This window comes from Pseudomonas graminis, from assembly GCF_004364335.1.
Lineage (GTDB): Bacteria > Pseudomonadota > Gammaproteobacteria > Pseudomonadales > Pseudomonadaceae > Aquipseudomonas > Aquipseudomonas graminis_D.
Genome location: NZ_SOCR01000010.1, coordinates 1 through 26,718, shown reverse-complemented (window position 1 = coordinate 26,718; position 26,718 = coordinate 1). Strand labels below are relative to the sequence as shown.

The following is a 26,718-nucleotide window of genomic DNA, read 5'->3' as shown; positions in this document are numbered from 1 at the left end:
TGCCCTACTTCTTCTTGGCTTCTTTACGACGGACGACTTCGTCCGCGTAACGCACGCCTTTGCCTTTGTACGGCTCTGGACGGCGGAAGTCGCGGATCTCAGCGGCCACTTGACCAACCAACTGCTTGTCGATACCGCGAATGACGATATCGGTTTGGTTGGGAGTCTCAGCGGTGATGCCTTCCGGCAATTCGTAGTCCACTGGGTGCGAGAAGCCAAGGGCCAGGTTCAGCACCGTGCCTTTTGCTTGCGCTTTGTAACCAACACCGACCAGCTGGAGCTTGCGCTCGAAGCCTTGGCTTACGCCCTGGACCATGTTGTTTACCAACGCACGAGTGGTACCGGCCATTGCGCGAGTTTGTTGATCGCCATTGCGAGCAGCGAAACGCAGCTCACCGGACTCTTCAACAATTTCAACGGACGAATGAATGTTCAGGTCTAGAGTGCCCTTGGCACCCTTCACCGAAAGCTGCTGGCCGACGAGTTTGACTTCGACGCCTGCTGGCAACTTAACGGGGTTCTTAGCTACGCGTGACATGCTTATCCCCCCTTAGAACACAGTGCAAAGCACTTCGCCGCCGACACCGGCAGCGCGCGCAGCACGATCCGTCATCACACCTTTGTTGGTGGAGACGATAGACACGCCGAGGCCGCCACGAACTTTTGGCAACTCATCGACGGACTTGTACTGACGCAGGCCTGGACGGCTAACGCGCTTCACTTCTTCGATGACCGGACGGCCTTCGAAGTACTTCAGCTCGATGGATAGCAACGGCTTGGTTTCGCTGCTGATCTGATAACCCGCAATGTAACCTTCGTCCTTCAGGACTTTGGCTACAGCCACCTTCAACGTGGAGGATGGCATGCTTACGACGGGCTTTTCAGCCATCTGGGCATTACGGATACGAGTTAGCATGTCCGCTAACGGGTCCTGCATACTCATGGGCTAGACGCTCCTGATACAAAAAAAATGAGCCTTGCGGCTACAACCTATCGCCTGAAAATTCCGGGCACGTGCAAGCACGGGCTCTGGCGAGCCGGCAATTCTAGGCGCACCCCAGAAATGAATCAAGCCCCAAAAGGGGCTTGATTCAAATTCAGGCGCTACGCCCATCGGTTCGAGGTGAACGCAATGAGCGAACTGCGAGAATAACTGCTTACCAGCTGGCCTTAACCAGACCTGGTACGTCGCCACGCATTGCTGCTTGACGCAGCATGTTACGGCCGAGGCCGAACTTGCGATATACGCCGTGCGGACGACCTGTCAGGCGGCAACGGTTACGCATGCGCGAGGCACTTGCGTCACGTGGTTGCTTCTGCAGTGCGACCGTAGCTTCCCAACGTGCTTCTGGACTTGCGTTCAGATCCACGATGATCGCTTTCAGCGCAGCACGCTTGGTAGCGTACTTGGCAACGGTGAGCTGACGCTTCAGCTCACGGTTTTTCATGCTCTTCTTGGCCATGGTCCTACTCCAATCAGTTGCGGAACGGGAACTTGAAAGCACGCAGCAATGCGCGACCTTCTTCGTCCGTACGAGCAGTGGTGGTCAGGGTAATGTCCAGACCGCGCAGGGCATCGATCTTGTCGTAGTCGATTTCCGGGAAAATGATCTGCTCTTTAACGCCCATGCTGTAGTTACCACGACCATCGAAGGACTTGGCATTCAGGCCGCGGAAGTCGCGAACCCGAGGCAGGGAGATCGACAGCAGACGATCCAGGAATTCATACATACGCTCACGGCGCAGAGTCACTTTGACACCGATCGGCCAACCTTCACGGACTTTAAAGCCAGCGATAGATTTGCGAGCGTAGGTCACAACGACTTTTTGGCCAGTGATTTTTTCCAGGTCTGCAACAGCGTGCTCGATGACTTTCTTGTCGCCGATCGCCTCGCCCAGACCCATGTTCAGCGTGATCTTGGTAACGCGTGGAACTTCCATCACGTTCGAAAGCTTAAGTTCTTCCTTAAGCTTCGGTGCGATTTCTTTCCAGTAAATCTCTTTTAGTCGTGCCATGGTCTTCTACCTAGCAGTGTTCAAGCATCAACCGCTTTTTGGGTCGACTTGAAGACACGAATTTTCTTGCCGTCTTCAACTTTGAAACCAACGCGGTCAGCCTTGTTGGTTGCGCCGTTGAAAATGGCGACGTTAGAAGCGTGCAATGGCGCTTCTTTCTCGACGATACCGCCCTGTACGCCCGACATCGGGTTTGGCTTGGTATGACGCTTCACCAGGTTGATCCCACCAACGACCAGACGGTCGTCAGCGAGAACCTTGAGCACCTTACCGCGCTTACCTTTGTCTTTGCCGGCGATCACGATGATCTCGTCGTCACGACGAATCTTTTGCATGTCGGATCTCCTTACAGCACTTCTGGGGCGAGCGAGACGATCTTCATGAACTTCTCAGTACGAAGTTCACGGGTCACTGGCCCAAAGATACGGGTGCCGATCGGCTCTTGCTTGTTGTTCAACAGAACAGCAGCGTTGCCATCAAAGCGGATGATGGAGCCGTCTGCGCGACGAACACCATGGCGAGTGCGGACTACTACTGCAGTCATCACCTGGCCTTTCTTCACCTTACCGCGCGGAATTGCTTCCTTGACGGTAACTTTGATGATGTCACCGATACCAGCGTAACGACGATGAGAGCCACCAAGCACCTTGATGCACATAACGCGGCGTGCGCCGCTGTTATCGGCCACATCGAGCATGGATTGAGTCTGAATCATATAATTTCTCCGACCCCTAGCCCTTAGACTTCCACAGCGCGTTCGAGAACATCAACCAGCGCCCAAGATTTGGTCTTGGCCATCGGACGAGTTTCACGAATAGTGACCTTGTCGCCGATGTGGCACTGATTGGTTTCGTCGTGCGCGTGCAGCTTAGTCGAACGCTTAACGTATTTACCGTAGATTGGGTGCTTGACGCGACGCTCGATCAGTACGGTGATGGTCTTGTCCATCTTGTCGCTGACGACACGGCCAGTCAGCGTACGGACGGTTTTTTCGGCTTCAGCCATGATTACTTACCTGCCTGCTGGTTGAGCACAGTCTTCACGCGAGCGATGTCACGCTTAACTTGCGAGAGCAGGTGAGACTGCCCCAACTGGCCAGTTGCTTTCTGCATCCGCAGATTGAACTGGTCGCGCAGCAAGCCGAGCAGTTGCTCGTTCAGTTGCTGTGCTGATTTTTCACGAAGTTCATTCGCTTTCATCACATCACCGTCCGCTTAACAAAGGAGGTGGCGAGCGGCAGCTTTGCAGCAGCCAGGGCGAAAGCCTCACGCGCCAACTCTTCGGAAACACCCTCGATTTCATACAGGACTTTGCCTGGCTGAATCTGGGCAACCCAGTACTCCACGTTACCCTTACCTTTACCCATCCGAACTTCGAGAGGCTTTTTGGTGACAGGCTTGTCCGGGAATACACGGATCCAGATCTTGCCGCCACGTTTAACGTGACGGGTCAGTGCACGACGCGCTGACTCGATCTGACGAGCGGTGAGACGACCACGAGCTACAGACTTCAGCGCGAACTCGCCGAAGCTGACTTTGCTACCGCGCAATGCCAGACCACGGTTGTGGCCGGTCATCTGCTTGCGGAACTTCGTACGCTTAGGTTGCAACATTTGGCGTACCCCTTACTTAGCAGCTTTTTTACGAGGCGCTGGTGCTTGCGGTTTCAGCTCTTCTTGGCGACCACCAATTACTTCGCCTTTGAAGATCCAAACCTTTACACCGATCACACCGTAAGTGGTGTGAGCTTCGTAGTTGGCATAGTCGATGTCGGCACGCAGGGTGTGCAAAGGCACACGACCTTCGCGATACCATTCAGTACGTGCAATTTCAGCACCGCCGAGACGACCGCTCACTTGGATTTTGATGCCTTTGGCACCAATGCGCATGGCGTTCTGCACTGCGCGCTTCATAGCGCGACGGAACATTACGCGACGCTCCAGCTGCTGAGCTACGCTCTGCGCAACCAGCATACCGTCGAGCTCCGGCTTACGGATCTCTTCGATATTGATGTGCACAGGCACACCCATTTGCTTGGTCAGGTCCTGACGCAGCTTCTCAACATCTTCACCTTTCTTCCCGATAACGATACCTGGACGAGCGGTGTGGATGGTGATGCGTGCAGTCTGCGCCGGACGATGGATATCGATACGGCTTACGGACGCGCTTTTTAGTTTGTCTTGGAGATACTCTCGCACCTTCAGATCAGCGAACAAATAGTCCGCATAAGTCCGACCGTCTGCGTACCAGACGGAGGTGTGCTCCTTGACGATTCCCAGGCGAATGCCAATGGGATGTACTTTCTGACCCATCTCTTCGACTCCGTTACTTGTCAGCAACCTTGACAGTGATATGGCAAGACCGCTTGACGATGCGATCAGCACGGCCTTTGGCACGTGGCATGATGCGCTTCAGCGAACGCCCTTCGTTGACGAAAACGGTGGAGACCTTGAGGTCATCAACGTCTGCGCCTTCGTTATGCTCGGCGTTGGCTACGGCCGACTCCAGCACTTTCTTCATGATCTCGGCGGCTTTCTTACTGCTGAAAGCCAACAGGTTGAGCGCTTCGCCCACCTTCTTCCCGCGGATCTGGTCGGCGACCAAGCGGGCTTTCTGGGCGGAGATTCGAGCGCCCGACAACTTAGCGGCTACTTCCATCGTTCCTTACCCCTTAACGCTTGGCTTTCTTGTCTGCCACGTGCCCACGATAAGTGCGGGTACCGGCAAACTCGCCTAGTTTGTGGCCGACCATGTCTTCGTTCACGAGAACAGGAACATGCTGACGACCGTTATGCACAGCAATGGTCAAACCGACCATTTGTGGCAGGATCATAGAACGGCGCGACCAGGTCTTAACTGGTTTGCGATCGTTCTTTTCCGCCGCCACTTCGATCTTCTTCAGTAGGTGAAGATCAATAAAAGGACCTTTTTTCAGAGAACGTGGCACTGTCGTATCCCTCTATTTACTTGCGACGACGGACGATCATTTTGTCGGTACGCTTATTACCACGAGTCTTCGCGCCCTTAGTCGGGAAGCCCCACGGCGATACCGGATGACGACCACCAGAGGTACGACCTTCACCACCACCATGTGGGTGGTCAACCGGGTTCATGGCAACACCACGAACGGTTGGGCGAACGCCACGCCAGCGTTTGGCACCAGCTTTACCCAGCGAACGCAGGCTGTGCTCGGAGTTCGAGACCTCACCCAGAGTCGCACGGCATTCAGCCAGAACTTTACGCATCTCACCAGAGCGAAGACGCAGGGTCACGTAGACACCTTCACGAGCGATCAGCTGTGCAGATGCGCCAGCGGAACGAGCGATCTGAGCACCTTTGCCCGGCTTCAACTCGATGCCGTGAACGGTAGAACCCACTGGAATGTTGCGCAGCTGCAAAGCGTTACCTGGCTTGATTGGAGCCAAGGCGCCCGCGATCAGCTGGTCGCCAGCACTCACGCCTTTAGGCGCGATGATGTAACGACGCTCGCCGTCTGCGTACAGCAGCAGTGCGATGTGAGCAGTACGGTTTGGATCGTATTCAATGCGCTCGACGGTGGCAGAGATGCCATCTTTGTCGTTGCGACGGAAATCGACCAGACGATAATGCTGCTTATGACCACCACCGATGTGACGAGTAGTAATGCGGCCATTGTTGTTACGACCACCAGTCTTCGATTTTTTCTCGAGCAGCGGTGCGTGAGGAGCGCCTTTATGCAGCTCCTGGTTGACCACCTTGACCACAAAACGGCGGCCAGGGGAAGTCGGTTTGCATTTAACGATTGCCATGATGCACCCCTTCCTTACTCAGCACTGCTGCTGAAATCGAGATCTTGGCCTGGCTGAAGGGAGATAACTGCCTTCTTCCAGTCATTACGCTTGCCCAGACCGCGAGCAGTGCGCTTGGTCTTACCCATAACATTCAGGGTAGTGACACGCTCTACTTTCACGCTGAACAGGCTTTCGACGGCCTTCTTGATTTCCAGCTTGGTTGCATCAGTAGCAACCTTGAAAACGAACTGACCTTTTTTGTCTGCCAGAACCGTAGCCTTCTCGGAAACGTGCGGGCCAAGCAGAACTTTAAATACGCGTTCCTGGTTCATCCCAGCAGCTCCTCGAATTTCTTCACGGCCGACACAGTGATCAACACTTTGTCGTATGCGATCAGACTAACTGGATCGGAACCTTGAACATCACGCACATCAACGTGCGGCAGGTTGCGAGCAGCCAGGTACAGGTTCTGATCAACAGCGTCCGACACGATCAAAACGTCGGTCAGGCTCATGTCATTCAGTTTGCCCAGCAGATCTTTGGTTTTCGGCGATTCAACAGCGAAATCCTGAACCACGACCAGACGATCAGTACGAACCAGTTCAGCAAGAATGGAGCGCAGTGCTGCGCGATACATCTTCTTGTTGAGCTTCTGAGAGTGATCTTGAGGACGTGCTGCGAAAGTGGTACCGCCGCCGCGCCAGATCGGGCTACGGATAGTACCGGCACGAGCACGGCCAGTACCCTTTTGACGCCAAGGGCGCTTACCGCCACCGGAAACGTCAGAACGGGTCTTTTGCTGCTTGCTACCTTGACGACCGCCAGCCATGTAGGCCACGACTGCCTGGTGAACCAGCGTCTCGTTGAATTCGCCGCCAAATGTCAGTTCGGAAACTTCGATCGCTTGAGCGTCATTTACATTTAATTGCATGTCAGCTTCCCCTTAACCGCGAGCCTTGGCTGCTGGACGTACAACCACATTGCCGCCAGTAGCGCCAGGAACAGCACCCTTGACCAACAACAGATTGCGTTCAGCGTCCACGCGCACTACTTCCAGGGACTGCACGGTCACGCGCTCAGCGCCCATATGACCGGACATTTTTTTGCCCTTGAATACACGACCAGGAGTCTGGCACTGGCCGATAGAGCCCGGGACGCGGTGGGACACGGAGTTACCGTGAGTATTATCTTGGCCACGGAAATTGTGGCGCTTGATAGTACCTTGGAAGCCTTTACCTTTGGACTGACCGGTAACATCTACCATCTGGCCAGCAGCAAAGATTTCTGCATTGATCAGATCGCCAGCCTTGTATTCGCCTTCTTCAAGACGGAATTCCAGGACAGTACGACCAGCAGCAACGTTCGCTTTAGCGAAGTGACCTGCTTGAGCAGCAGTCACACGGGAAGCACGACGCACGCCAACAGTGACTTGCACTGCACGATAGCCGTCGACTTCTTCGGTTTTGAACTGGGTGACGCGATTCGGTTCGATCTCAATGACCGTAACCGGAATGGAGACACCTTCTTCGGTGAAAATACGGGTCATACCGCATTTACGACCGACTACACCAATAGTCATGTTGTAAACCTCATGAGTGTACGGGGCTTTCACCCGCTATGGCCGCCCATTTCAGAGCGTTACACGACTAAGACCCGAGTCTTAGCCGAGGCTGATCTGTACTTCCACACCTGCCGCAAGATCAAGCTTCATCAGCGCGTCAACGGTTTTATCCGTTGGCTGGACAATGTCCAGAACACGCTTATGAGTGCGGATCTCGTACTGGTCGCGCGCATCTTTGTTGACGTGCGGAGAAACCAGAACGGTGAACCGCTCTTTACGGGTAGGGAGTGGAATCGGACCACGCACTTGAGCACCAGTACGTTTCGCGGTTTCCACGATTTCCTGGGTGGATTGGTCGATCAGGCGATGGTCAAAAGCCTTCAACCTGATACGGATTTGCTGATTTTGCATTGGATTTCAGACTCCAGGCTACTTCCCACCGAGCGCAATACGCCCGTTTAAAGGAGGCGCAATTCTATAGACGAGCTAACGGGGTGTCAACCCAATAAAAAAGCCCCCGCAAGCGGAGGCTCTTTTTGAAGATCATCGCTTACGCGATGATTTTGGCTACGACGCCAGCGCCGACGGTACGACCGCCTTCACGAATAGCGAAACGCAGACCGTCTTCCATTGCGATTGGCTTGATCAGGGTAACGGAAACTTTCACGTTATCACCTGGCATAACCATCTCAACGCCTTCCGGCAGTTCGCAGCTACCAGTTACGTCGGTAGTCCGGAAGTAGAACTGTGGACGGTAGCCTTTGAAGAACGGAGTGTGACGGCCGCCTTCTTCTTTGCTCAGAACGTAGATTTCAGCTTCGAACTGAGTGTGCGGCTTGACAGTACCTGGCTTGACCAGAACCTGGCCACGCTCAACGTCGTCACGCTTGGTGCCGCGCAACAGAACGCCGCAGTTCTCGCCAGCACGACCTTCGTCGAGCAGCTTACGGAACATTTCAACACCGGTGCAGGTGGTGACGGTAGTGTCACGCAGACCAACGATTTCCAGTGGATCTTGAACCTTGACGATACCGCGCTCAACACGACCAGTCACAACAGTACCGCGACCGGAGATCGAGAATACGTCTTCGATTGGCATCAGGAACGGCTTGTCAACAGCACGCTCTGGCTGAGGAATGTAGCTGTCCAGAGTTTCAACCAACTTCTTGACGGCAGTGGTGCCCATCTCGTTGTCGTCTTTGCCTTCCAATGCCATACGGGCAGAGCCGATGATGATTGGAGTGTCGTCGCCCGGGAAGTCGTAAGTGCTCAGCAAATCGCGCACTTCCATCTCAACCAGTTCCAGCAGCTCAGCGTCGTCTACCAGGTCAGCCTTGTTCAGGAAGACCACGATGTACGGAACGCCTACCTGACGGGACAGCAGGATGTGCTCACGAGTTTGTGGCATCGGACCATCAGCAGCCGAACAAACCAGAATAGCGCCGTCCATTTGGGCAGCACCGGTGATCATGTTCTTCACGTAGTCGGCGTGACCTGGGCAGTCAACGTGTGCGTAGTGACGCACGGCCGAGTTGTACTCAACGTGAGCGGTGTTGATGGTGATACCGCGAGCTTTCTCTTCTGGTGCGCTGTCGATCTTGTCGAAGTCAACACGAGCCGAACCGAAAACTTCGGAGCAGACGCGAGTCAAAGCAGCGGTCAGCGTGGTTTTACCATGGTCAACGTGACCGATAGTGCCAACGTTGACGTGCGGAAGGGAACGATCAAATTTTTCTTTAGCCACGACAAATAACTCCTAGCCTAAAGGCGCTGAATCAGCCTTGTTTTTTGGTTACAGTTTCGACGATGTGCGACGGAGCTGTATTGTATTTTTTGAATTCCATAGAGTAGCTTGCGCGACCTTGGGACATGGAGCGAACGTCGGTCGCATAACCGAACATCTCACCCAACGGAACCTCGGCACGAATTACCTTGCCGGAGACCGTATCTTCCATACCCAGGATCATGCCGCGACGACGGTTAAGGTCGCCCATCACGTCACCCATATAGTCTTCAGGCGTAACAACCTCTACAGCCATGATCGGCTCAAGCAACTCACCGCCGCCCTTCTGGGCCAGTTGCTTGGTCGCCATGGAAGCAGCCACCTTAAACGCCATCTCGTTCGAGTCGACGTCGTGGTAAGAACCATCAAACACGGTAGCCTTCAAGCCGATCAGCGGATAGCCGGCAACAACGCCGTTCTTCATCTGCTCTTCGATGCCCTTCTGGATAGCCGGGATGTATTCCTTAGGAACCACACCACCCACTACTTCGTTCACGAATTGCAGACCTTCCTGACCTTCGTCAGCAGGCGCAAAACGGATCCAGCAGTGGCCGAACTGACCACGACCGCCGGACTGGCGAACGAACTTGCCTTCGATTTCACAGTTTTTCGTGATTCGCTCACGATACGAAACCTGAGGCTTACCGATGTTGGCTTCGACGTTGAACTCACGGCGCATCCGGTCAACCAGGATGTCCAGGTGCAATTCGCCCATGCCAGAGATGATCGTCTGACCAGTCTCTTCATCAGTTTTAACGCGGAAAGACGGGTCTTCCTGAGCAAGCTTGCCCAGTGCGATACCCATTTTTTCCTGGTCATCCTTGGTCTTAGGCTCTACGGCAACCGAAATAACCGGCTCCGGGAAGTCCATCCGAACCAGAATGATTGGCTTGTCAGCGTTGCACAAGGTTTCACCAGTGGTGACGTCCTTCATGCCGATCAAGGCCGCGATATCACCAGCGCGTACTTCCTTGATCTCTTCGCGAGCGTTTGCGTGCATTTGCACCATACGGCCCACGCGCTCTTTCTTGCCCTTGACCGAGTTGATCACGCCGTCGCCGGATGCCAACACGCCCGAGTAAACACGGACGAAGGTCAGGGTACCCACGAATGGGTCAGTAGCGATCTTGAACGCCAGAGCCGAGAACGGCTCGTTGTCGTCTGCGTGACGCTCCAGATTGATAGTCTCGTCATCAGGGTCAGTGCCCTTGATGGCAGGAATATCAACCGGTGCCGGCAGATAGTCGATCACGGCGTCGAGAACCAGGGGAACGCCCTTGTTCTTGAAGGAAGAACCGCAAACAGCCAGGACGATTTCACCAGCGATAGTACGCTGACGCAAGGCATCCTTGATTTCCGCGTTGGTGAGCTCTTCACCTTCGAGGTACTTGTTCATCAGCTCTTCGCTGGCTTCGGCCGCAGCCTCAACCATGTTGCCGCGCCACTCGTCAGCCAGTTCCTGCAACTCAGCAGGAATCGGCTTGCGAACAGGGACCATACCCTTGTCGGAATCGTTCCAGTAGACCGCTTCCATGGACATCAGATCGATCTGACCCTGGAAGTTGTCTTCGGAGCCGATAGCCAACTGGATAGGGACCGGAGTATGACCCAGACGCTGCTTGATCTGACCGATAACGCGCAGGAAGTCTGCACCGGCACGGTCCATCTTGTTTACGTACACAAGACGTGGGACACCGTACTTGTTGGCCTGACGCCATACGGTTTCCGACTGCGGCTCTACGCCGGAAGTACCACAAAAAACCACGACCGCGCCGTCGAGTACACGCAGGGAACGCTCAACTTCAATGGTGAAGTCTACGTGGCCCGGGGTGTCAATCACGTTGAAGCGGTACTGGTCTTTGTGCTGCTTCTCGGAACCCTGCCAAAAGGCAGTAATAGCAGCAGAAGTAATGGTAATACCACGCTCCTGCTCCTGAACCATCCAGTCGGTGGTCGCGGCGCCGTCATGCACCTCGCCCATCTTGTGGCTTTTACCGGTGTAAAAAAGGACGCGCTCAGTGGTGGTGGTTTTACCAGCATCCACGTGAGCAACGATACCAATGTTACGGTAACGGTTGATCGGTGTAGTACGAGCCATAAAGCCCTCGCAAAATTAGTGACGCTGAAATTAGAAGCGGTAGTGCGAGAAAGCTTTGTTGGCTTCAGCCATACGGTGCACGTCTTCACGCTTCTTGACCGCAGCACCTTTACCTTCGGCGGCGTCCAACAATTCGCCAGCCAAACGCAGAGCCATAGACTTCTCACCGCGCTTGCGCGCGAAGTCTACCAGCCAACGCATTGCCAGAGCATTACGACGGGACGGACGAACTTCGACCGGAACCTGGTAAGTAGCACCGCCTACACGGCGCGACTTCACTTCGACCAGCGGAGCGATGGCGTCGAGAGCTTTCTCGAAGATTTCCAGGGGATCGGAGTTCTTGCGTTCTTTAACCTTTTCCAGCGCGCCATAAACGATACGCTCGGCAACGGCTTTCTTGCCGCTTTCCATAACGTGGTTCATGAACTTGGCCAGAATCTGGCTGCCGTATTTTGGATCGTCAAGCACTTCGCGCTTGGCTGCTACGCGTCTTCTTGGCATGGATAAGCCCTCAAACGGTCTTCAGGTTCGCTCGGAATTAGCACCTACTGGCGCTTCCGACCTTACTCTTATCGACTCAGAAAATAAGATGATTCAGTTTTTACAAAAAGCCGCTACTACTTAGGCTTCTTGGTACCGTACTTCGAACGACCCTGGTTACGACCTTTAACACCGGAGGTATCCAACGAACCGCGAACGGTGTGGTAACGAACACCTGGCAAATCTTTTACACGGCCGCCGCGAATAAGTACGACGCTGTGCTCTTGCAGGTTGTGGCCTTCACCGCCGATGTACGAGGAAACCTCGAAACCGTTGGTCAGACGTACACGGCAGACTTTACGCAATGCCGAGTTAGGTTTTTTCGGCGTAGTTGTGTACACGCGAGTGCACACACCACGACGCTGCGGGCAGTTCTGCAGCGCAGGCACGTCGGATTTCTCGACGATACGCTTACGCGGCTGACGTACCAGCTGGTTGATAGTTGCCATCTACTAGCTCCACTGTTGTCTTGCGACGCTATTGTCTTACAAGAAAAGCAAAATGGCAGGACATGCGTCCCGCCAGATTTAGGGGTACAGGAGTCTAAAGAGGATCCTGCCCCCAGTCAAGGCAAAGCCCCGATGTCCACAACCACTGGCAACCCATCCGAAACGGGTCAGACCAATGACTATGAAAATCGGGGCCCTACTCTCAATTACTGCTTGAGTTCAACGCTTCGGTCAGCGCGGCTTCAACTTCGCTCGCACTTACACGCATCGGTTTGTCAGCTTCACGACGACGCTTGCGCTCGCTGTGATATGCCAGACCGGTACCCGCAGGAATCAGACGACCCACTACCACGTTTTCTTTCAGACCGCGCAGGTAATCGCGCTTGCCGGTAACCGCCGCCTCGGTCAGTACGCGAGTGGTCTCCTGGAAGGAGGCCGCCGAGATGAACGATTCGGTGGACAGCGAGGCCTTGGTGATACCAAGCAACACACGAGTGAATTTGGAAACAAATTTCTCGTCGGCTGCCAGGCGTTCGTTTTCAACCAGTACGTGCGTCAACTCCATCTGGTCGCCCTTGATGAAGCTGGAGTCGCCCGACTCAGCGATCTCGACTTTACGCAGCATCTGACGAAGGATCGTCTCAATGTGCTTGTCGTTGATCTTCACGCCTTGCAGGCGGTAAACGTCTTGAATCTCGTTGACGATGTATTTCGCCAGAGCGCTAACACCCAGCAGACGCAGGATATCGTGCGGATCGCTAGGACCGTCGGAGATAACCTCACCACGGCTGACCTGCTCACCTTCGAAGACGTTCAGGTGACGCCACTTCGGAATTAGCTCTTCGTACGGATCGGTACCGTCGTTTGGCGTGATGACCAGACGGCGCTTGCCTTTGGTCTCTTTACCGAACGCGATCGTACCGCTGACTTCAGCGAGGATCGACGCTTCTTTAGGACGACGCGCTTCGAACAAGTCAGCAACGCGCGGCAGACCACCGGTGATGTCACGAGTCTTGGAGGTCTCTTGCGGGATACGAGCGATAACATCACCCACACCCACTTGCACACCATCCGCAACACCGACGAGGGCGTTTGCCGGCAGGAAGTACTGAGCAGGTACGTCGGTACCCGGCAACAGCAGATCCTTGCCATCAACGCCAACCATCTTGACCGCAGGACGAATGTCTTTACCTGCTGCAGGACGATCTTTGGCATCCAGTACTTCGATGTTGGTCAAACCGGTCAATTCGTCGGTCTGGCGCTTGATCGTAATACCTTCTTCCATGCCCACATAGGTCACGGTACCTTTCATCTCGGTGACGATTGGGTGAGTGTGCGGATCCCACTTGGCCACGATGGACCCAGCGTCGACCTTGTCACCTTCCTTCACCAGAATCACGGCGCCGTACGGCAGCTTGTAACGCTCGCGCTCACGCCCGAATTCGTCGGCAATCGCCAGCTCACCCGAACGCGAAACCGCAACCAGGTGACCGTCAAGACGCTCAACGTGCTTCAGGTTGTGAAGACGAACAATACCGCCGTTCTTCACTTGAACACTGTCCGCGGCAGAGGTACGGCTGGCCGCACCACCGATGTGGAATGTACGCATGGTCAGCTGAGTACCCGGCTCACCGATCGACTGCGCAGCGATAACGCCGACAGCTTCACCGATGTTCACCTGGTGACCGCGTGCCAGATCACGGCCGTAACACTTGGCGCAGATACCGAAACGGGTTTCGCAGCTGATTGGCGAGCGCACGATAACTTCGTCGATGCTGTTCAGCTCGATGAATTCGACCCACTTCTCGTCGACCAGCGTACCGCCTGGAACGATGACGTCTTCAGTGCCAGGCTTGAATACGTCACGGGCGATCACTCGACCCAGTACGCGTTCGCCCAACGGTTCTACGACATCACCGCCTTCGATGTGCGGCGTCATTACCAGACCGTGTTCGGTACCGCAATCAACCTCGGTAACAACCAGATCCTGCGCCACGTCCACGAGACGACGCGTGAGGTAACCGGAGTTCGCGGTTTTCAACGCGGTATCCGCAAGACCCTTACGAGCACCGTGAGTCGAGATGAAGTACTGGAGTACGCTCAGACCTTCACGGAAGTTTGCAGTGATCGGCGTCTCGATGATCGAGCCATCCGGCTTGGCCATCAGGCCACGCATACCTGCCAACTGACGAATCTGTGCTGCGGAGCCCCGCGCACCAGAGTCGGCCATCATGTACATCGAGTTGAAGGATTCCTGGTCAACGGTCTCACCGTGACGATCGACAACCTTCTCTTTCGAGAGGTTCGACATCATCGCTTTCGAGACTTCATCGTTGGCCTTGGACCAGAGGTCGATCACCTTGTTGTACTTCTCGCCCTGGGTAACCAGGCCGGAGGCGTACTGACTTTCGATCTCTTTCACTTCATCGGTTGCGGCGTCGATGATGCGAGCTTTTTCATCAGGAATAACGAAGTCGTTAACGCCGATGGAAACACCCGAGATCGTCGAGTAGGCAAAACCGGTGTACATCAACTGGTCAGCGAAGATAACAGTCTCTTTCAGGCCAACCACGCGATAGCACTGGTTGATCAGCTTGGAGATTGCCTTCTTCTTCATTGGCTGATTGACGACGTCATATGACAGGCCGGCCGGAACCACCTGGAACAGCAACGCACGGCCGACGGTTGTGTCGACGATACGGGTATTCTTGACGCTGCCACCGTCACGATCATTGACCGTTTCGTTGATGCGCACTTTTACTTTCGCATGCAGCGCGGCTTCGCCGGCACGGAACACACGGTCAACTTCCTGCAGATCCGCGAATACACGACCTTCGCCTTTGGCGTTGATCGCTTCTCGGGTCATGTAGTACAGACCCAATACAACGTCCTGCGAAGGCACGATGATTGGCTCACCGTTCGCTGGCGACAGAATGTTGTTGGTCGACATCATCAACGCACGAGCTTCGAGCTGGGCTTCCAGCGTCAGCGGCACGTGGACAGCCATCTGGTCACCGTCGAAGTCGGCGTTGTATGCCGCACAAACCAACGGGTGCAGCTGGATCGCTTTACCTTCGATGAGAACCGGCTCAAACGCCTGGATACCCAGACGGTGAAGCGTTGGTGCACGGTTCAGAAGCACTGGGTGTTCGCGAATGACTTCGGCGAGAACGTCCCAGACTTCTGGCAGCTCGCGCTCGACCATTTTCTTGGCAGCTTTGATGGTGGTAGCGAGACCACGCATTTCCAGCTTGCCGAAAATGAACGGCTTGAACAGCTCAAGTGCCATCTTCTTAGGCAGACCGCACTGATGCAGACGCAGGGTCGGACCTACGGTAATTACCGAACGGCCAGAGTAGTCAACACGCTTACCGAGCAAGTTCTGACGGAAACGACCCTGCTTACCCTTGATCATGTCAGCCAGGGATTTCAGAGGACGCTTGTTGGAACCTGTGATGGCGCGACCGCGGCGACCGTTATCGAGCAATGCATCCACAGCTTCCTGCAGCATGCGCTTTTCGTTGCGCACGATGATGTCAGGAGCAGACAGATCCAGCAGGCGCTTCAAACGGTTGTTACGGTTGATCACCCGACGATAGAGATCGTTGAGGTCAGACGTCGCGAAACGACCACCATCCAGCGGAACCAGTGGACGCAGGTCTGGCGGCAGAACCGGCAGAACGGTCAACACCATCCACTCTGGAAGGTTGCCGGAACCCTGGAAGGCTTCCATCAACTTCAGACGCTTTGACAGCTTCTTGATTTTGGTCTCGGAGTTGGTTTGCGGAATCTCTTCGCGCAGACGGCCAATCTCGTGTTCCAAATCAATAGCGTGCAGCAGCTCGCGGACGGCCTCGGCACCCATGCGGGCGTCGAAGTCATCGCCGAACTCTTCGAGAGCTTCGAAGTATTGCTCGTCGTTCAGCAACTGCCCTTTTTCGAGCGTGGTCATGCCCGGATCGATAACGACATAGCTCTCGAAGTAGAGAACGCGTTCGATATCACGCAGGGTCATGTCCATCAGCAAGCCGATACGGGACGGCAGCGATTTCAGGAACCAGATGTGAGCTACCGGCGATGCCAGCTCGATGTGAGCCATGCGCTCACGACGGACTTTGGCCAGTGCGACTTCAACGCCGCACTTCTCGCAGATGACGCCACGATGCTTCAAGCGCTTGTACTTACCGCACAGGCACTCGTAATCCTTGACCGGGCCAAAGATCTTGGCGCAGAACAGGCCGTCACGCTCAGGTTTGAACGTACGGTAGTTGATGGTTTCCGGCTTTTTAACTTCACCGAACGACCACGAACGGATCATCTCAGGCGATGCCAATCCGATGCGGATGGCGTCGAACTCTTCGACTTGACCCTGGTTTTTCAGCAAATTCAGTAGGTCTTTCAAGGCCTTTCCTCCTGGCGGAGCAGAGGGCAGTCATACCGACCCACCCTCGATTCGCGTCACGTGTTATTCGGTTTCCAGATCGATATCGATACCGAGCGAACGGATTTCTTTGATCAACACGTTGAAGGACTCGGGCATGCCCGGCTCCATACGGTGATCGCCGTCCACGATGTTCTTGTACATCTTGGTCCGACCGTTCACGTCGTCCGACTTCACTGTGAGCATTTCTTGCAGAGTGTACGCCGCGCCATATGCTTCCAGCGCCCAGACCTCCATCTCCCCGAAACGCTGACCACCGAACTGAGCCTTACCACCCAGCGGCTGCTGGGTGACCAGGCTGTACGAACCAGTGGAACGCGCGTGCATCTTGTCGTCCACCAAGTGGTTCAGCTTCAGCATGTACATGTAGCCAACGGTGACCGGACGCTCAAACTTATTACCGGTACGGCCGTCGAACAGCTGCATCTGGCCACTGTCCGGCATGTCCGCCAAGCGGAGCATTGCCTTGATTTCGGATTCCTTGGCACCGTCGAATACCGGGGTAGCCATTGGAACGCCGCCACGCAGGTTCTTTGCCAGATCCAGAATTTCCTGATCAGACAGGTCATCAAGACTTTCCTGACGGCCGCCAATTTCGTTGTAGATCTCGTTCAGGAACTTACGCAGCTCAACGACTTTACGCTGCTCTTCAAGCATGCGGTTGATCTTCTCGCCCAACCCTTTAGCCGCGAGGCCCAGGTGAGTTTCGAGGATCTGACCCACGTTCATACGCGAAGGTACACCCAATGGGTTGAGGACGATATCCACCGGCGTGCCGTTGGCATCGTGCGGCATGTCTTCAACCGGCATGATCACGGAGACCACACCTTTGTTACCGTGACGACCGGCCATCTTGTCGCCCGGCTGGATGCGGCGGCGAATGGCTAGGTAGACCTTGACGATCTTCAGCACGCCTGGAGCAAGGTCATCGCCCTGCTGCAGCTTGCGCTTCTTGTCTTCGAACTTGTCGTCAAGCAGACGGCGACGGTCAACGATGTACGCCTGAGCCTTCTCGAGCTGCTCGTTCAGCGCATCTTCAACCATGCGTAGCTTGAACCACTGACCATGTTCCAGACCGTCCAGAACTTCGTTGGTGATTTCCTGCCCTTTCTTCAGGCCGGCACCACCTTCAGCGGTACGGCCTACCAGGGCGGAACGCAGACGCTCGAACGTCGCGCCTTCGACAATACGGAACTCTTCGTTCAAGTCCTTGCGGATCTCGTCAAGCTGGCTCTTCTCGATGGACAGGGCACGAGCATCACGCTCAACACCATCACGCGTGAAGACCTGGACATCAATGACCGTACCTTTGGTACCGGTAGGTACGCGCAAGGAGGTATCTTTAACGTCACTGGCTTTTTCACCGAAGATTGCACGCAGCAGCTTCTCTTCCGGAGTCAGCTGGGTCTCGCCTTTCGGAGTGACCTTACCTACCAGAATGTCGCCAGCGCCTACTTCCGCACCCACATAAACGATACCGGCTTCGTCCAGCTTGTTCAGCGCTGCTTCACCCACGTTAGGAATGTCAGCAGTGATCTCTTCAGGCCCGAGCTTGGTATCACGCGCCACGCAGGTCAGTTCCTGAATGTGGATCGTGGTGAAGCGGTCTTCCTGAACAACACGCTCGGACAGGCAGATGGAGTCTTCGAAGTTGAAGCCGTTCCACGCCATGAACGCGATGCGCATGTTCTGACCCAGCGCCAGCTCACCCATATCGGTTGACGGGCCGTCAGCCATGATGTCGCTACGTTGAACACGATCACCCTTGCTCACCAGCGGACGCTGGTTGATGCAGGTGTTCTGGTTCGAACGTGTGTATTTGGTCAGATTGTAGATGTCGACACCGGCTTCGCCTGTCTCAACCTCGTCATCCGCAACACGAACCACGATACGGCTGGCGTCTACCGAATCGATCACGCCACCACGACGGGCCACGACGCAAACACCGGAGTCACGCGCAACGTTGCGCTCCATGCCAGTACCAACCAGCGGCTTGTCAGCGCGCAATGTCGGGACAGCCTGACGCTGCATGTTCGAACCCATCAACGCACGGTTGGCGTCGTCGTGTTCCAGGAACGGGATCAGCGATGCTGCAACCGAAACAACCTGCTTCGGCGAAACATCCATCAGGGTGACGTCTTCCGGCGCCTTGACGGTGAACTCGTTCAAGTGACGAACAGCAACCAGCTCGTCGATCAGGATCTTCTTGTCGTTCATTGCCGCGGAAGCCTGGGCAATAACGTGATCCGCCTCCTCAATAGCTGAGAGGAAAACGATTTCGTCAGTTACCAGCGCGTCCTTAACAACACGGTACGGGCTCTCGAGGAAGCCGTACTGGTTGGTGCGCGCATACGCGGCCAAGGAGTTGATCAGACCAATGTTCGGACCTTCCGGCGTTTCAATCGGGCATACACGACCGTAGTGAGTCGGGTGTACGTCACGAACTTCAAAGCCGGCACGCTCACGCGTCAGACCACCAGGGCCGAGTGCAGAGACGCGACGCTTGTGGGTGATCTCGGACAGTGGGTTGTTCTGGTCCATAAACTGAGAAAGCTGGCTGGAACCGAAGAACTCTTTCACCGCCGCCGCTACAGGCTTGGCGTTGATCAGGTCCTGAGGCATCAGGCCTTCGCTTTCTGCCATCGACAGACGCTCTTTCACCGCACGCTCAACACGCACCAGACCTACACGGAACTGGTTCTCGGCCATCTCGCCTACGCAACGAACGCGACGGTTACCAAGGTGATCGATGTCATCGACGATGCCTTTACCATTACGGATGTCGACCAGGGTCTTCAGCACGGCGACGATGTCGTCTTTGTGCAGGACGCCCGAACCCTCGATCTCGGTACGACCGATACGACGGTTGAACTTCATCCGACCTACAGCCGACAGATCGTAACGCTCCGGGCTGAAGAAGAGGTTGTTGAACAGCGTCTCGGCGGCATCCTTGGTAGGTGGCTCACCAGGACGCATCATCCGATAGATTTCGACCAGGGCTTCCAGCTGATTGCCTGTTGAGTCGATCTTCAAAGTGTCGGAGATGAACGGACCGCAGTCGATGTCGTTCGTGTACAGCGTTTCGATCCGGACAACCTGTGCCTTGGCAATTTTCGCCAGGATCTCGGTGTTCAGCTCGGTATTGCACTCAGCGATGATTTCACCGGTCGCCGGGTGCACGATCGCTTTGGCGCTGGTGCGGCCGATGACGTAGTCGAGCGGAACTTCAAGTGTCTTGATGTTCGCTTTTTCGAGCTGGTTGATGTGGCGAGCCGTGATACGGCGGCCTTGCTCAACAATCACCTTGCCCTTGTCGTCCAGAATGTCCAGAACGGCAATTTCGCCACGCAGGCGCTGAGGCACCAACTCCAGATTCAGGTTCTCGCCCTGAACGTGGAATACGTTGGTGGTGTAGAAGGCATCCAGCACTTCTTCAGTGGTGTAACCCAGCGCACGGAGCAGAACCGATGCAGGGAGTTTGCGGCGACGGTCGATACGTACGAAGACACAGTCTTTCGGATCGAATTCGAAGTCCAGCCACGAACCACGGTAAGGAATGATGCGAGCCGAGTACAACAGCTTGCCAGAACTGTGCGTCTTGCCGCGGTCGTGGTCAAAAAACACGCCCGGGGAACGGTGCAGCTGGGAAACGATCACTCGTTCGGTACCGTTGATAACGAAGGTACCGTTCTCAGTCATCAGGGGGATTTCACCCATGTAGACTTCTTGCTCTTTGATGTCCTTGATCGCTTTATTCGACGATTCTTTGTCGAAAATGATCAGACGTACTTTCACCCGCAAAGGTACGGCGTATGTCACACCGCGGAGCACGCATTCCTTGACATCAAAAGCCGGTTCGCCCAGACGATAACCCACATACTCCAAAGCAGCATTGCCGGAGTAGCTGATGATCGGGAAAACAGATTTGAAGGCCGCATGCAGGCCCACGTCGCGGAACTGATCTTTAGTCGCTCCCGCTTGCAAGAATTCACGATACGAATCCAGCTGGATGGCCAGGAGGTAAGGCACATCCATGACGTCCGGCAACTTGCTAAAGTCCTTGCGGATACGTTTTTTCTCAGTATATGAGTAAGCCATCAGCGTTCCCCAGCTTGGTCACCTGCTTGTTTGGCTCCTCCCGACGGGAGCAGCCAGAAAAATCTTGCGAACCCCATGGTTCGCGCCACCGTTCGAGGTGGGTAGATCACGTAATCAGCGCTAACCGAATCAGCTGCCAACAACGGAAAAAGGCCGGTGGCAGAAGCCACCAGCCATCAGCCTTTCGCTCAACGCTTGGGCTGGAAACGCAAAGTCGATGCTTACTTCAGCTCGACTTTAGCGCCTGCTTCTTCCAGAGTAGCCTTGGCTTTGTCAGCAGCGTCTTTAGCTACTGCTTCCAGGACCATTGCTGGAGCGCCGTCAACAACTGCCTTGGCTTCTTTCAGGCCCAGACCAGTCAGTTCACGTACTGCTTTAATAACGTTAACTTTCTTCTCGCCAGCTTCCAGCAGCATGACGTTGAATTCAGTTTGCTCTTCAACAACGGCAGCAGCAGCTGGGCCAGCGGAAGCAGCGGCAGCGCTAACACCGAACTTTTCTTCGAATGCTTTGATCAGCTCTACAACCTGCAGAACGGACATTTCAGCTACGGCGTTGAGGATATCGTCTTGAGAGATAGACATGACTCTAATTCCTGAATTGGGGGACGGCCTACGCGACCATCGAAATAAACAAAAATACGCGAGAGGAAGTGCCAGCCCTTAGGCTGCAGCGGCTTCTTTCTGTTCGCGGATGGCCGCCAGAGTACGAGCGAGCTTGCTGGTAGCGCCTTGAATCACGCTCATCAGCTGCGAAATCGCTTCGTTGCGGGTCGGCAGTGTTGCCAGAACGTCGATCTGATTAGCTGCGAGGAACTTGCCCTCGAACGCAGCTGCCTTGATCTCGAACTTATCCTGACCTTTAGCGAACTCTTTGAACAAACGGGCAGCAGCGCCTGGATGTTCGTTGGAGAAGGCGATCAAGGTCGGGCCAGTGAACACGTCGTTGAGGACACTGTATTCAGTGTCAGCAACGGCGCGCTTGAGCAGGGTGTTACGTACTACACGCACGTACACGCCAGCTTCACGAGCCTCTTTACGGAGTCCGGTCATCGCGCCTACTGTCACACCGCGGGCATCAGCCACAACAGCAGACAGAGCGACTTTGGCAGCCTCGTTGACTTCAGCGACGATGGCCTTCTTGTCTTCGAGTTTAATTGCCACGGGTTTAACTCCTGCTTGTTACCGTTTCATCTGACCTGAGCCGGATGTCGTTTTGGTGTCTGATTCGGTAAGGAACCGGGAGCACCATCTGCGTAGGCTTGAGGTTTAAGGCTTTCACCGCCTACGGTCTTGGATAGCCCCCGCCAGGCAGGGACCCCAATTTTTGCAATGACGCGGTTACCCTCGCCATGCCAGTCTTACGCGTCCAACGAACCTTGGTCGATGACCAAGCCTGGGCCCATAGTGGTGCTCAGTGTTACGCGCTTGACGTAAATACCTTTCGAGGAAGCAGGCTTGATACGCTTCAGATCAGCGATCAGCGCTTCGACGTTCTCACGCAGCTTGTCCGCTTCGAAGCCGACCTTGCCAACGGAAGTGTGGATAATACCGTTTTTGTCGGTGCGATAACGAACCTGACCGGCCTTGGCGTTTTTAACGGCAGTGGCTACGTCTGGAGTAACGGTACCGACCTTCGGGTTAGGCATCAGGCCGCGTGGACCAAGGATCTGACCCAACTGACCAACAACCCGCATTGCGTCCGGGGAGGCAATAACGACGTCATAGTTCAGATCGCCGCCCTTCATTTCAGCAGCCAGGTCGTCCATGCCAACACGATCAGCGCCGGCAGCCAGAGCAGCTTCAGCAGCTGGACCCTGAGTAAACACGGCTACACGAACGGTCTTGCCAGTGCCGTGCGGCAGCACGGTAGCGCTACGTACGACCTGGTCGGATTTACGAGGATCAACACCCAGGTTCACAGCAACGTCTACAGACTCGCTGAACTTCACTGTCGACAACTCAGCCAGCAGAGCAGCGGCTTCGTTGAAGTTGTACGATTTGCCAGCTTCAACTTTGGAAGCGATAGCCTTTTGGCGCTTAGTCAGCTTAGCCATTACACACCCTCCACGTTAAGGCCCATGCTACGAGCGGAACCGGCGATGGTGCGCACGGCGGCGTCCATATCAGCAGCGGTCAAGTCGGCATTTTTTGCCTTGGCGATTTCTTCCAGCTGAGCACGGGTTACGGTGCCAACTTTTACGGTGTTCGGACGAGCCGAGCCGCTGGTCAGGCCAGCTGCTTTTTTCAGCAGTACCGAAGCCGGGGTGCTTTTGGTTTCAAAGGTGAAGCTGCGGTCACTGTAAACAGTGATGATCACAGGCGTCGGCAAACCTGGCTCAATACCCTGAGTACGGGCGTTGAACGCTTTGCAGAATTCCATGATATTCACGCCGTGCTGACCCAGTGCAGGACCCACAGGCGGGCTCGGGTTAGCCTGAGCGGCTTTCACTTGAAGCTTGATGTAAGCGGTAATCTTCTTGGCCATGAGGCACTCCAATTACGGGTACTAGCGCCTCGAAAGGCTCCCCGGTTACTTGCGCGTTTATCCCGGTGACGAAAAAACCCCACAGCACAAGGCTGCGGGGTATGGGATTCTGAGCTCAGTTACGCCTTTTCGACCTGACTGAACTCTAGCTCCACCGGGGTGGAGCGTCCGAAAATGAGCACCGCCACTTGGATCCGGCTCTTCTCGTAATTAACTTCTTCGACAGTACCGTTAAAATCAGCAAACGGACCGTCTGTGACACGGACCACTTCCCCCGGCTCGAAGAGTGTTTTCGGCTTCGGCTTGTCGCTGCCGTCAGCAACGCGGCGCAGAATAGCCTCAGCTTCTTTATCGGTAATAGGAGCAGGCTTGTCTGCCGTGCCACCGATGAAGCCCATGACACGAGGAGTGTCCTTGACTAAGTGCCAAGTACCCTCGTTCATGTCCATCTGGACAAGCACATAGCCAGGGAAGAATTTGCGCTCGCTTTTGCGTTTCTGGCCGTTACGCATTTCCACTACTTCTTCAGTAGGGACCAGAATCTCGCCGAAGCCATCTTCCATGCCTGCAAGCTTTACACGCTCAACAAGAGAGCGCATGACATGCTTCTCGTAACCCGAGTAGGCATGCACTACGTACCAACGCTTAGCCACGGGACACCCTTAGCCGACAATCAAGGAAACAAGCCAGCCGAGCAGGGAATCTAAACCCCACAACAGCAGCGCCATGACAAGAACGACCGCAACCACAATCAGAGTGGTCTGAGTAGTCTCTTGACGCGTAGGCCACACGACTTTACGAATCTCAGCGCGAGCTTCCTTGGCCAAAACAAAGAAAGCCTTGCCCTTCCCGGTCTGCAGAGCCACGTAGGCTGCCACAGCGGCGATCACAAGCAGGGCAAGAACGCGATACAGGATTGGTTGCGCGGAGTAGTATTGATTTCCAACGACACCCACGACTACTAGAAGCACTACTACAAGCCACTTCACGAGATCAAAACGGGAGTCTTGGGCTTCAGCCTTTGGATTCATCTACTAAAATCCTGTGAAAAGAAAGCCAGATACTTTAGAGAATCTGGCAGGTCAGGAGGGAATCGAACCCCCAACCTACGGTTTTGGAGACCGTCGCTCTGCCAATTGAGCTACTGACCTAAAAGCAAAATCAGGCCGAACATTATGCGGACCTGACAGGAAGATTTCAACAGCAAGTCGATAAACACACATCGCGCAAGTCGACTCACTGCGGCACCGCCTCACCAAGCACTTGAAAAGCCTGACATTCGTAGCACCTAAAACAAAGGCAGATACTTACATATCTGCCTTAGTAATGGAGCTCTTGAGCGGATTTGAACCGCTGACCTCACCCTTACCAAGGGTGTGCTCTACCAACTGAGCTACAAGAGCAAAACACATTGCACAACCAGAAAAACTTGGAGCGGGTAGCGGGAATCGAACCCGCATCATCAGCTTGGAAGGCTGAGGTTCTACCACTAAACTATACCCGCTGAGCTTTACCGCTTACGCTCGAAATTTGGTGGAGGGGGAAGGATTCGAACCTTCGAAGTCGTAGACGTCAGATTTACAGTCTGATCCCTTTGGCCGCTCGGGAACCCCTCCTAAGCGAGGCAGCATTCTATATCATGCCACCCTTCTGTCAATCTTTTTCTCAATAAAAACTTGAGGTTACAAGCATTGACTCTAGCTACACGAGCACCTATCTATTGATCTGCACTGCGAAGCGGGCGCCATTCTATTCAAACTATTCTACGGTTGCAATGCCTTCACACGACATTATTTCGTTTTTTAGCATGGGGAAATCCCTGCGGAGCTCAGCGATCAATGCCTCGCTGACCAAACGCCGGCTGGTAGGCGCGATTTTCACCCAATACACACCTCCTTGGGGGTCAGCCCCCTTTTCAAGACCACTGCCGATATCCAAAGCAACAAGGCGCTGTTCGATAAGCGCTGCCTCAGCCTGCTTGGCGACGCCACCCAGGTAGAGGCATTTCTCTTGTTCTGCAGCGTGGCGCGCATTATCACCACCCAGCCCCGACTCGCTAACCAACCTAATATCCTGGCCATATGCTCGATGGGTTAGCAGCGGCTCGACCTCTTTGGGGCGTAGCGGCGCATCCTGCTGATGCCAGACAAAATAAAGACCGTTCAACAGGAGTAACAACAAACATGCCCAAGGCATACCCACCTCATAAACCATACGCATTCGGATGCATGGATACCTACTCACTACGATTTCGTCCCTAATTACCCTGGAGCCTCAGGCTCACCTCTCCTCCGCTGAAATGCTCCTCGCGGCCACCTACCTCCAGACGTAACGCCCCATCATTACCGACTCCCAGGACAACGCCCTGAGTGATCTTCGGACCCGCGGTAAGAGCTACCGCGAGCCCTTGCCATAAGTGCTTGCTCTCCCAATCTCTGCGGTAGGCCGCAAAGCCTTTTTCTTGATGACCAGCAAGATAGCCGCTGAGATTTCGACTGAGCGCGCAAGCAACCTTGTTCCGGTCATACAGACGCCCCAACTCAAGGACCAACGAAGTCCACGCCTGGTCGACGTTGCTGGATTCACGCATATTGATATTGATGCCAATACCAATCACTACGTGGCATAAATTGGCAGGATCGCCGGTTACCTCGAGCAGCACTCCAGCGAGCTTCTTGCGACCCACCAGAATGTCATTAGGCCATTTCAGCCCCGCGCTGTGAATACCAAGCTCTCGCAGGGTATCCACCACTGCAAGCCCTACGAGAAGGCTGAGGCCGTCGAGCCGACGCGTTCCGCCATCCATACGCAAGGCAAGGCTGTAATAGAGGTTTTCACCGAAAGGACTTATCCACTGGCGCCCACGCCTGCCGCGGCCTGCCGCCTGCTGCTCCGCAAGAACCAAGCAAGGAAGTTCAGCGCCTGAATTCGCCACTCGCATCGCTTCAGCATTTGTCGAGTCGATAGTTTCATGAACACTGCAGGTCCAACCCAACCCAGCATGCTCAAGGCGCAACGCTTCATCGTCCAATAAGGACATCGGCGAAGCCAAACGGTAACCACGACCACGCACCTTGTGAATTTCTATGCCGAGCTCAGCTTGGGCCTGCTGCAGCTGCTTCCAGACAGCACTGCGGCTCACGCCCAGAGCAAGCCCCAGATCTTCCCCGGAGTGAAACGCTCCGTCTTTTAGCAGCTTGAGCAATGTATGCATGAGTGTAAGCGCCTGGTAGTAAGACGCGCATGATAGCCATCCAGCCGACCTACGCAAGCGTACACTTCACCGCCCAGACCGCAGCCAACCGGCGCATATGCGTTGGTTATCCCGGTTGAGATGAATACCCTCTTTTCCGCGCGCAAAAACAAAACCCCATCTGCTTACGCAGATGGGGTTTCGGAATTTAATCTTGACGATGACCTACTCTCACATGGGGAAACCCCACACTACCATCGGCGATGCATCGTTTCACTGCTGA

31 protein-coding genes and 4 tRNA genes are annotated in these 26,718 nt (G+C 54.9%); all 35 read right to left on the bottom strand.

All coding sequences use genetic code 11. From position 1 onward, the window contains the following. Positions 1-4: 4 nt before the first annotated feature. On the bottom strand, positions 5-538 hold the full coding sequence (gene rplF, locus EC919_RS19355; protein ID WP_108121485.1) for a 50S ribosomal protein L6: 534 nt from the start codon (positions 536-538) through the stop codon (positions 5-7). Positions 539-550: 12 nt separating this feature from the next. Then, positions 551-943 carry a 30S ribosomal protein S8 gene (gene rpsH / locus EC919_RS19350; protein WP_037017722.1) on the bottom strand — a complete coding sequence of 131 codons (393 nt, stop codon included), beginning with the start codon at positions 941-943 and terminating at the stop codon, positions 551-553. A gap of 214 nt (positions 944-1,157) precedes the next feature. Next, positions 1,158-1,463, bottom strand: coding sequence for a 30S ribosomal protein S14 (gene rpsN / locus EC919_RS19345; RefSeq protein ID WP_003186042.1), 306 nt, complete (start codon positions 1,461-1,463; stop codon positions 1,158-1,160). A gap of 13 nt (positions 1,464-1,476) precedes the next feature. Then, positions 1,477-2,016 carry a 50S ribosomal protein L5 gene (rplE, locus tag EC919_RS19340; protein ID WP_037017720.1) on the bottom strand — a complete coding sequence of 180 codons (540 nt, stop codon included), beginning with the start codon at positions 2,014-2,016 and terminating at the stop codon, positions 1,477-1,479. Between the two features lie 20 nt (positions 2,017-2,036). Further along, positions 2,037-2,351, bottom strand: coding sequence for a 50S ribosomal protein L24 (rplX, locus tag EC919_RS19335; protein ID WP_002555478.1), 315 nt, complete (start codon positions 2,349-2,351; stop codon positions 2,037-2,039). A gap of 11 nt (positions 2,352-2,362) precedes the next feature. After that, positions 2,363-2,731 carry a 50S ribosomal protein L14 gene (gene rplN, locus EC919_RS19330; protein ID WP_002555479.1) on the bottom strand — a complete coding sequence of 123 codons (369 nt, stop codon included), beginning with the start codon at positions 2,729-2,731 and terminating at the stop codon, positions 2,363-2,365. 23 nt (positions 2,732-2,754) lie between these two features. Further along, positions 2,755-3,021: a 30S ribosomal protein S17 gene (gene rpsQ, locus EC919_RS19325; protein WP_003194644.1), complete on the bottom strand. Its 267-nt coding sequence runs from the start codon at positions 3,019-3,021 to the stop codon at positions 2,755-2,757. Between the two features lie 2 nt (positions 3,022-3,023). Then, positions 3,024-3,215, bottom strand: coding sequence for a 50S ribosomal protein L29 (gene rpmC, locus EC919_RS19320; protein WP_002555481.1), 192 nt, complete (start codon positions 3,213-3,215; stop codon positions 3,024-3,026). Continuing rightward, positions 3,215-3,628 carry a 50S ribosomal protein L16 gene (gene rplP / locus EC919_RS19315; protein WP_003186052.1) on the bottom strand — a complete coding sequence of 138 codons (414 nt, stop codon included), beginning with the start codon at positions 3,626-3,628 and terminating at the stop codon, positions 3,215-3,217. The genes rpmC and rplP overlap by 1 nt, the downstream gene beginning before the upstream one ends. Before the next feature lie 12 nt (positions 3,629-3,640). Beyond that, on the bottom strand, positions 3,641-4,327 hold the full coding sequence (rpsC, locus tag EC919_RS19310) for a 30S ribosomal protein S3 (protein ID WP_003176422.1): 687 nt from the start codon (positions 4,325-4,327) through the stop codon (positions 3,641-3,643). A 13-nt stretch (positions 4,328-4,340) separates the two neighbouring features. Next, on the bottom strand, positions 4,341-4,673 hold the full coding sequence (gene rplV / locus EC919_RS19305) for a 50S ribosomal protein L22 (RefSeq protein WP_003103908.1): 333 nt from the start codon (positions 4,671-4,673) through the stop codon (positions 4,341-4,343). A gap of 13 nt (positions 4,674-4,686) precedes the next feature. Beyond that, the gene (gene rpsS / locus EC919_RS19300) at positions 4,687-4,962 is read right to left on the bottom strand and encodes a 30S ribosomal protein S19 (RefSeq protein ID WP_002555486.1); all 276 of its coding nucleotides are present in this window, start codon (positions 4,960-4,962) and stop codon (positions 4,687-4,689) included. Between the two features lie 16 nt (positions 4,963-4,978). Beyond that, the gene (gene rplB / locus EC919_RS19295; RefSeq protein ID WP_003176423.1) at positions 4,979-5,803 is read right to left on the bottom strand and encodes a 50S ribosomal protein L2; all 825 of its coding nucleotides are present in this window, start codon (positions 5,801-5,803) and stop codon (positions 4,979-4,981) included. 14 nt (positions 5,804-5,817) lie between these two features. Further along, entirely contained in the window at positions 5,818-6,117 is a 300-nt protein-coding gene (gene rplW, locus EC919_RS19290; RefSeq protein ID WP_065988457.1) for a 50S ribosomal protein L23, read from the bottom strand. Beyond that, a complete protein-coding gene (rplD, locus tag EC919_RS19285; protein ID WP_037017717.1) occupies positions 6,114-6,716 on the bottom strand; it encodes a 50S ribosomal protein L4 in 603 nt (200 codons plus the stop codon). The genes rplW and rplD overlap by 4 nt, the downstream gene beginning before the upstream one ends. 12 nt (positions 6,717-6,728) lie before the next feature. Then, positions 6,729-7,364, bottom strand: a complete 636-nt coding sequence (rplC, locus tag EC919_RS19280) for a 50S ribosomal protein L3 (RefSeq protein WP_065988459.1) — start codon at positions 7,362-7,364, stop codon at positions 6,729-6,731. An 81-nt stretch (positions 7,365-7,445) separates the two neighbouring features. Next, positions 7,446-7,757: a 30S ribosomal protein S10 gene (gene rpsJ / locus EC919_RS19275; protein ID WP_003186070.1), complete on the bottom strand. Its 312-nt coding sequence runs from the start codon at positions 7,755-7,757 to the stop codon at positions 7,446-7,448. A 139-nt stretch (positions 7,758-7,896) separates the two neighbouring features. Then, positions 7,897-9,090, bottom strand: coding sequence for an elongation factor Tu (gene tuf, locus EC919_RS19270; protein WP_133775997.1), 1,194 nt, complete (start codon positions 9,088-9,090; stop codon positions 7,897-7,899). A gap of 31 nt (positions 9,091-9,121) precedes the next feature. Next, positions 9,122-11,227: an elongation factor G gene (fusA, locus tag EC919_RS19265; RefSeq protein WP_133775996.1), complete on the bottom strand. Its 2,106-nt coding sequence runs from the start codon at positions 11,225-11,227 to the stop codon at positions 9,122-9,124. A 30-nt stretch (positions 11,228-11,257) separates the two neighbouring features. Beyond that, a complete protein-coding gene (gene rpsG / locus EC919_RS19260; RefSeq protein WP_002555493.1) occupies positions 11,258-11,728 on the bottom strand; it encodes a 30S ribosomal protein S7 in 471 nt (156 codons plus the stop codon). Between the two features lie 116 nt (positions 11,729-11,844). Continuing rightward, positions 11,845-12,216 (bottom strand): 30S ribosomal protein S12, encoded by a 372-nt coding sequence (rpsL, locus tag EC919_RS19255; protein WP_002555494.1) that lies wholly within the window; start codon positions 12,214-12,216, stop codon positions 11,845-11,847. A 202-nt stretch (positions 12,217-12,418) separates the two neighbouring features. Then, positions 12,419-16,618 (bottom strand): DNA-directed RNA polymerase subunit beta', encoded by a 4,200-nt coding sequence (rpoC, locus tag EC919_RS19250; RefSeq protein WP_108121483.1) that lies wholly within the window; start codon positions 16,616-16,618, stop codon positions 12,419-12,421. A gap of 63 nt (positions 16,619-16,681) precedes the next feature. Continuing rightward, positions 16,682-20,755: a DNA-directed RNA polymerase subunit beta gene (gene rpoB, locus EC919_RS19245; RefSeq protein WP_133775995.1), complete on the bottom strand. Its 4,074-nt coding sequence runs from the start codon at positions 20,753-20,755 to the stop codon at positions 16,682-16,684. A gap of 221 nt (positions 20,756-20,976) precedes the next feature. After that, positions 20,977-21,339: a 50S ribosomal protein L7/L12 gene (rplL, locus tag EC919_RS19240; RefSeq protein ID WP_133775994.1), complete on the bottom strand. Its 363-nt coding sequence runs from the start codon at positions 21,337-21,339 to the stop codon at positions 20,977-20,979. Between the two features lie 78 nt (positions 21,340-21,417). After that, complete coding sequence (gene rplJ, locus EC919_RS19235) at positions 21,418-21,918, bottom strand: 50S ribosomal protein L10 (protein WP_133775993.1); 501 nt, start codon at positions 21,916-21,918, stop codon at positions 21,418-21,420. 197 nt (positions 21,919-22,115) lie between these two features. After that, positions 22,116-22,811 (bottom strand): 50S ribosomal protein L1, encoded by a 696-nt coding sequence (gene rplA / locus EC919_RS19230; protein ID WP_065988464.1) that lies wholly within the window; start codon positions 22,809-22,811, stop codon positions 22,116-22,118. Next, complete coding sequence (rplK, locus tag EC919_RS19225) at positions 22,811-23,242, bottom strand: 50S ribosomal protein L11 (protein WP_037017696.1); 432 nt, start codon at positions 23,240-23,242, stop codon at positions 22,811-22,813. Before rplK ends, rplA begins: the two co-directional genes overlap by 1 nt. Before the next feature lie 119 nt (positions 23,243-23,361). Then, positions 23,362-23,895 carry a transcription termination/antitermination protein NusG gene (gene nusG / locus EC919_RS19220; protein WP_003317113.1) on the bottom strand — a complete coding sequence of 178 codons (534 nt, stop codon included), beginning with the start codon at positions 23,893-23,895 and terminating at the stop codon, positions 23,362-23,364. 9 nt (positions 23,896-23,904) lie between these two features. Next, a complete protein-coding gene (secE, locus tag EC919_RS19215; protein ID WP_037017694.1) occupies positions 23,905-24,273 on the bottom strand; it encodes a preprotein translocase subunit SecE in 369 nt (122 codons plus the stop codon). Between the two features lie 44 nt (positions 24,274-24,317). Next, positions 24,318-24,393 (bottom strand) — tRNA-Trp (locus EC919_RS19210). 176 nt (positions 24,394-24,569) lie between these two features. Continuing rightward, positions 24,570-24,645, bottom strand: a tRNA-Thr gene (locus EC919_RS19205). A 27-nt stretch (positions 24,646-24,672) separates the two neighbouring features. After that, positions 24,673-24,746 (bottom strand) — tRNA-Gly (locus EC919_RS19200). 27 nt (positions 24,747-24,773) lie between these two features. Further along, positions 24,774-24,858, bottom strand: a tRNA-Tyr gene (locus EC919_RS19195). A 142-nt stretch (positions 24,859-25,000) separates the two neighbouring features. Continuing rightward, positions 25,001-25,438, bottom strand: a complete 438-nt coding sequence (locus tag EC919_RS19190; RefSeq protein ID WP_133776153.1) for a hypothetical protein — start codon at positions 25,436-25,438, stop codon at positions 25,001-25,003. Between the two features lie 61 nt (positions 25,439-25,499). After that, positions 25,500-26,456, bottom strand: a complete 957-nt coding sequence (gene birA / locus EC919_RS19185) for a bifunctional biotin--[acetyl-CoA-carboxylase] ligase/biotin operon repressor BirA (protein WP_133775992.1) — start codon at positions 26,454-26,456, stop codon at positions 25,500-25,502. Between the last annotated feature and the right edge of the window lie 262 nt (positions 26,457-26,718).

What these genes read in the sequence shown, in the direction of transcription:
- rpoB (WP_133775995.1), bottom strand. Translation starts at nt 20,755, where the DNA reads ATGGCTTACTCATATACTGAGAAAAAACGTATCCGCAAGGACTTTAGC.
- rplV (WP_003103908.1), bottom strand. Translation starts at nt 4,673, where the DNA reads ATGGAAGTAGCCGCTAAGTTGTCGGGCGCTCGAATCTCCGCCCAGAAA.
- rplE (WP_037017720.1), bottom strand. Translation starts at nt 2,016, where the DNA reads ATGGCACGACTAAAAGAGATTTACTGGAAAGAAATCGCACCGAAGCTT.
- rpsL (WP_002555494.1), bottom strand. Translation starts at nt 12,216, where the DNA reads ATGGCAACTATCAACCAGCTGGTACGTCAGCCGCGTAAGCGTATCGTC.
- rplK (WP_037017696.1), bottom strand. Translation starts at nt 23,242, where the DNA reads ATGGCCAAGAAGATTACCGCTTACATCAAGCTTCAAGTGAAAGCCGCT.
- birA (WP_133775992.1), bottom strand. Translation starts at nt 26,456, where the DNA reads ATGCATACATTGCTCAAGCTGCTAAAAGACGGAGCGTTTCACTCCGGG.
- rplC (WP_065988459.1), bottom strand. Translation starts at nt 7,364, where the DNA reads ATGACTATTGGTGTAGTCGGTCGTAAATGCGGTATGACCCGTATTTTC.
- rpmC (WP_002555481.1), bottom strand. Translation starts at nt 3,215, where the DNA reads ATGAAAGCGAATGAACTTCGTGAAAAATCAGCACAGCAACTGAACGAG.
- secE (WP_037017694.1), bottom strand. Translation starts at nt 24,273, where the DNA reads ATGAATCCAAAGGCTGAAGCCCAAGACTCCCGTTTTGATCTCGTGAAG.
- rpsJ (WP_003186070.1), bottom strand. Translation starts at nt 7,757, where the DNA reads ATGCAAAATCAGCAAATCCGTATCAGGTTGAAGGCTTTTGACCATCGC.
- EC919_RS19190 (WP_133776153.1), bottom strand. Translation starts at nt 25,438, where the DNA reads ATGCCTTGGGCATGTTTGTTGTTACTCCTGTTGAACGGTCTTTATTTT.
- rpsH (WP_037017722.1), bottom strand. Translation starts at nt 943, where the DNA reads ATGAGTATGCAGGACCCGTTAGCGGACATGCTAACTCGTATCCGTAAT.
- rplD (WP_037017717.1), bottom strand. Translation starts at nt 6,716, where the DNA reads ATGCAATTAAATGTAAATGACGCTCAAGCGATCGAAGTTTCCGAACTG.
- rplW (WP_065988457.1), bottom strand. Translation starts at nt 6,117, where the DNA reads ATGAACCAGGAACGCGTATTTAAAGTTCTGCTTGGCCCGCACGTTTCC.
- rplN (WP_002555479.1), bottom strand. Translation starts at nt 2,731, where the DNA reads ATGATTCAGACTCAATCCATGCTCGATGTGGCCGATAACAGCGGCGCA.
- rpsG (WP_002555493.1), bottom strand. Translation starts at nt 11,728, where the DNA reads ATGCCAAGAAGACGCGTAGCAGCCAAGCGCGAAGTGCTTGACGATCCA.
- rplX (WP_002555478.1), bottom strand. Translation starts at nt 2,351, where the DNA reads ATGCAAAAGATTCGTCGTGACGACGAGATCATCGTGATCGCCGGCAAA.
- fusA (WP_133775996.1), bottom strand. Translation starts at nt 11,227, where the DNA reads ATGGCTCGTACTACACCGATCAACCGTTACCGTAACATTGGTATCGTT.
- rplA (WP_065988464.1), bottom strand. Translation starts at nt 22,811, where the DNA reads ATGGCTAAGCTGACTAAGCGCCAAAAGGCTATCGCTTCCAAAGTTGAA.
- rpsN (WP_003186042.1), bottom strand. Translation starts at nt 1,463, where the DNA reads ATGGCCAAGAAGAGCATGAAAAACCGTGAGCTGAAGCGTCAGCTCACC.
- rplP (WP_003186052.1), bottom strand. Translation starts at nt 3,628, where the DNA reads ATGTTGCAACCTAAGCGTACGAAGTTCCGCAAGCAGATGACCGGCCAC.
- rpsQ (WP_003194644.1), bottom strand. Translation starts at nt 3,021, where the DNA reads ATGGCTGAAGCCGAAAAAACCGTCCGTACGCTGACTGGCCGTGTCGTC.
- rplL (WP_133775994.1), bottom strand. Translation starts at nt 21,339, where the DNA reads ATGTCTATCTCTCAAGACGATATCCTCAACGCCGTAGCTGAAATGTCC.
- rplF (WP_108121485.1), bottom strand. Translation starts at nt 538, where the DNA reads ATGTCACGCGTAGCTAAGAACCCCGTTAAGTTGCCAGCAGGCGTCGAA.
- rpsC (WP_003176422.1), bottom strand. Translation starts at nt 4,327, where the DNA reads ATGGGTCAGAAAGTACATCCCATTGGCATTCGCCTGGGAATCGTCAAG.
- rplB (WP_003176423.1), bottom strand. Translation starts at nt 5,803, where the DNA reads ATGGCAATCGTTAAATGCAAACCGACTTCCCCTGGCCGCCGTTTTGTG.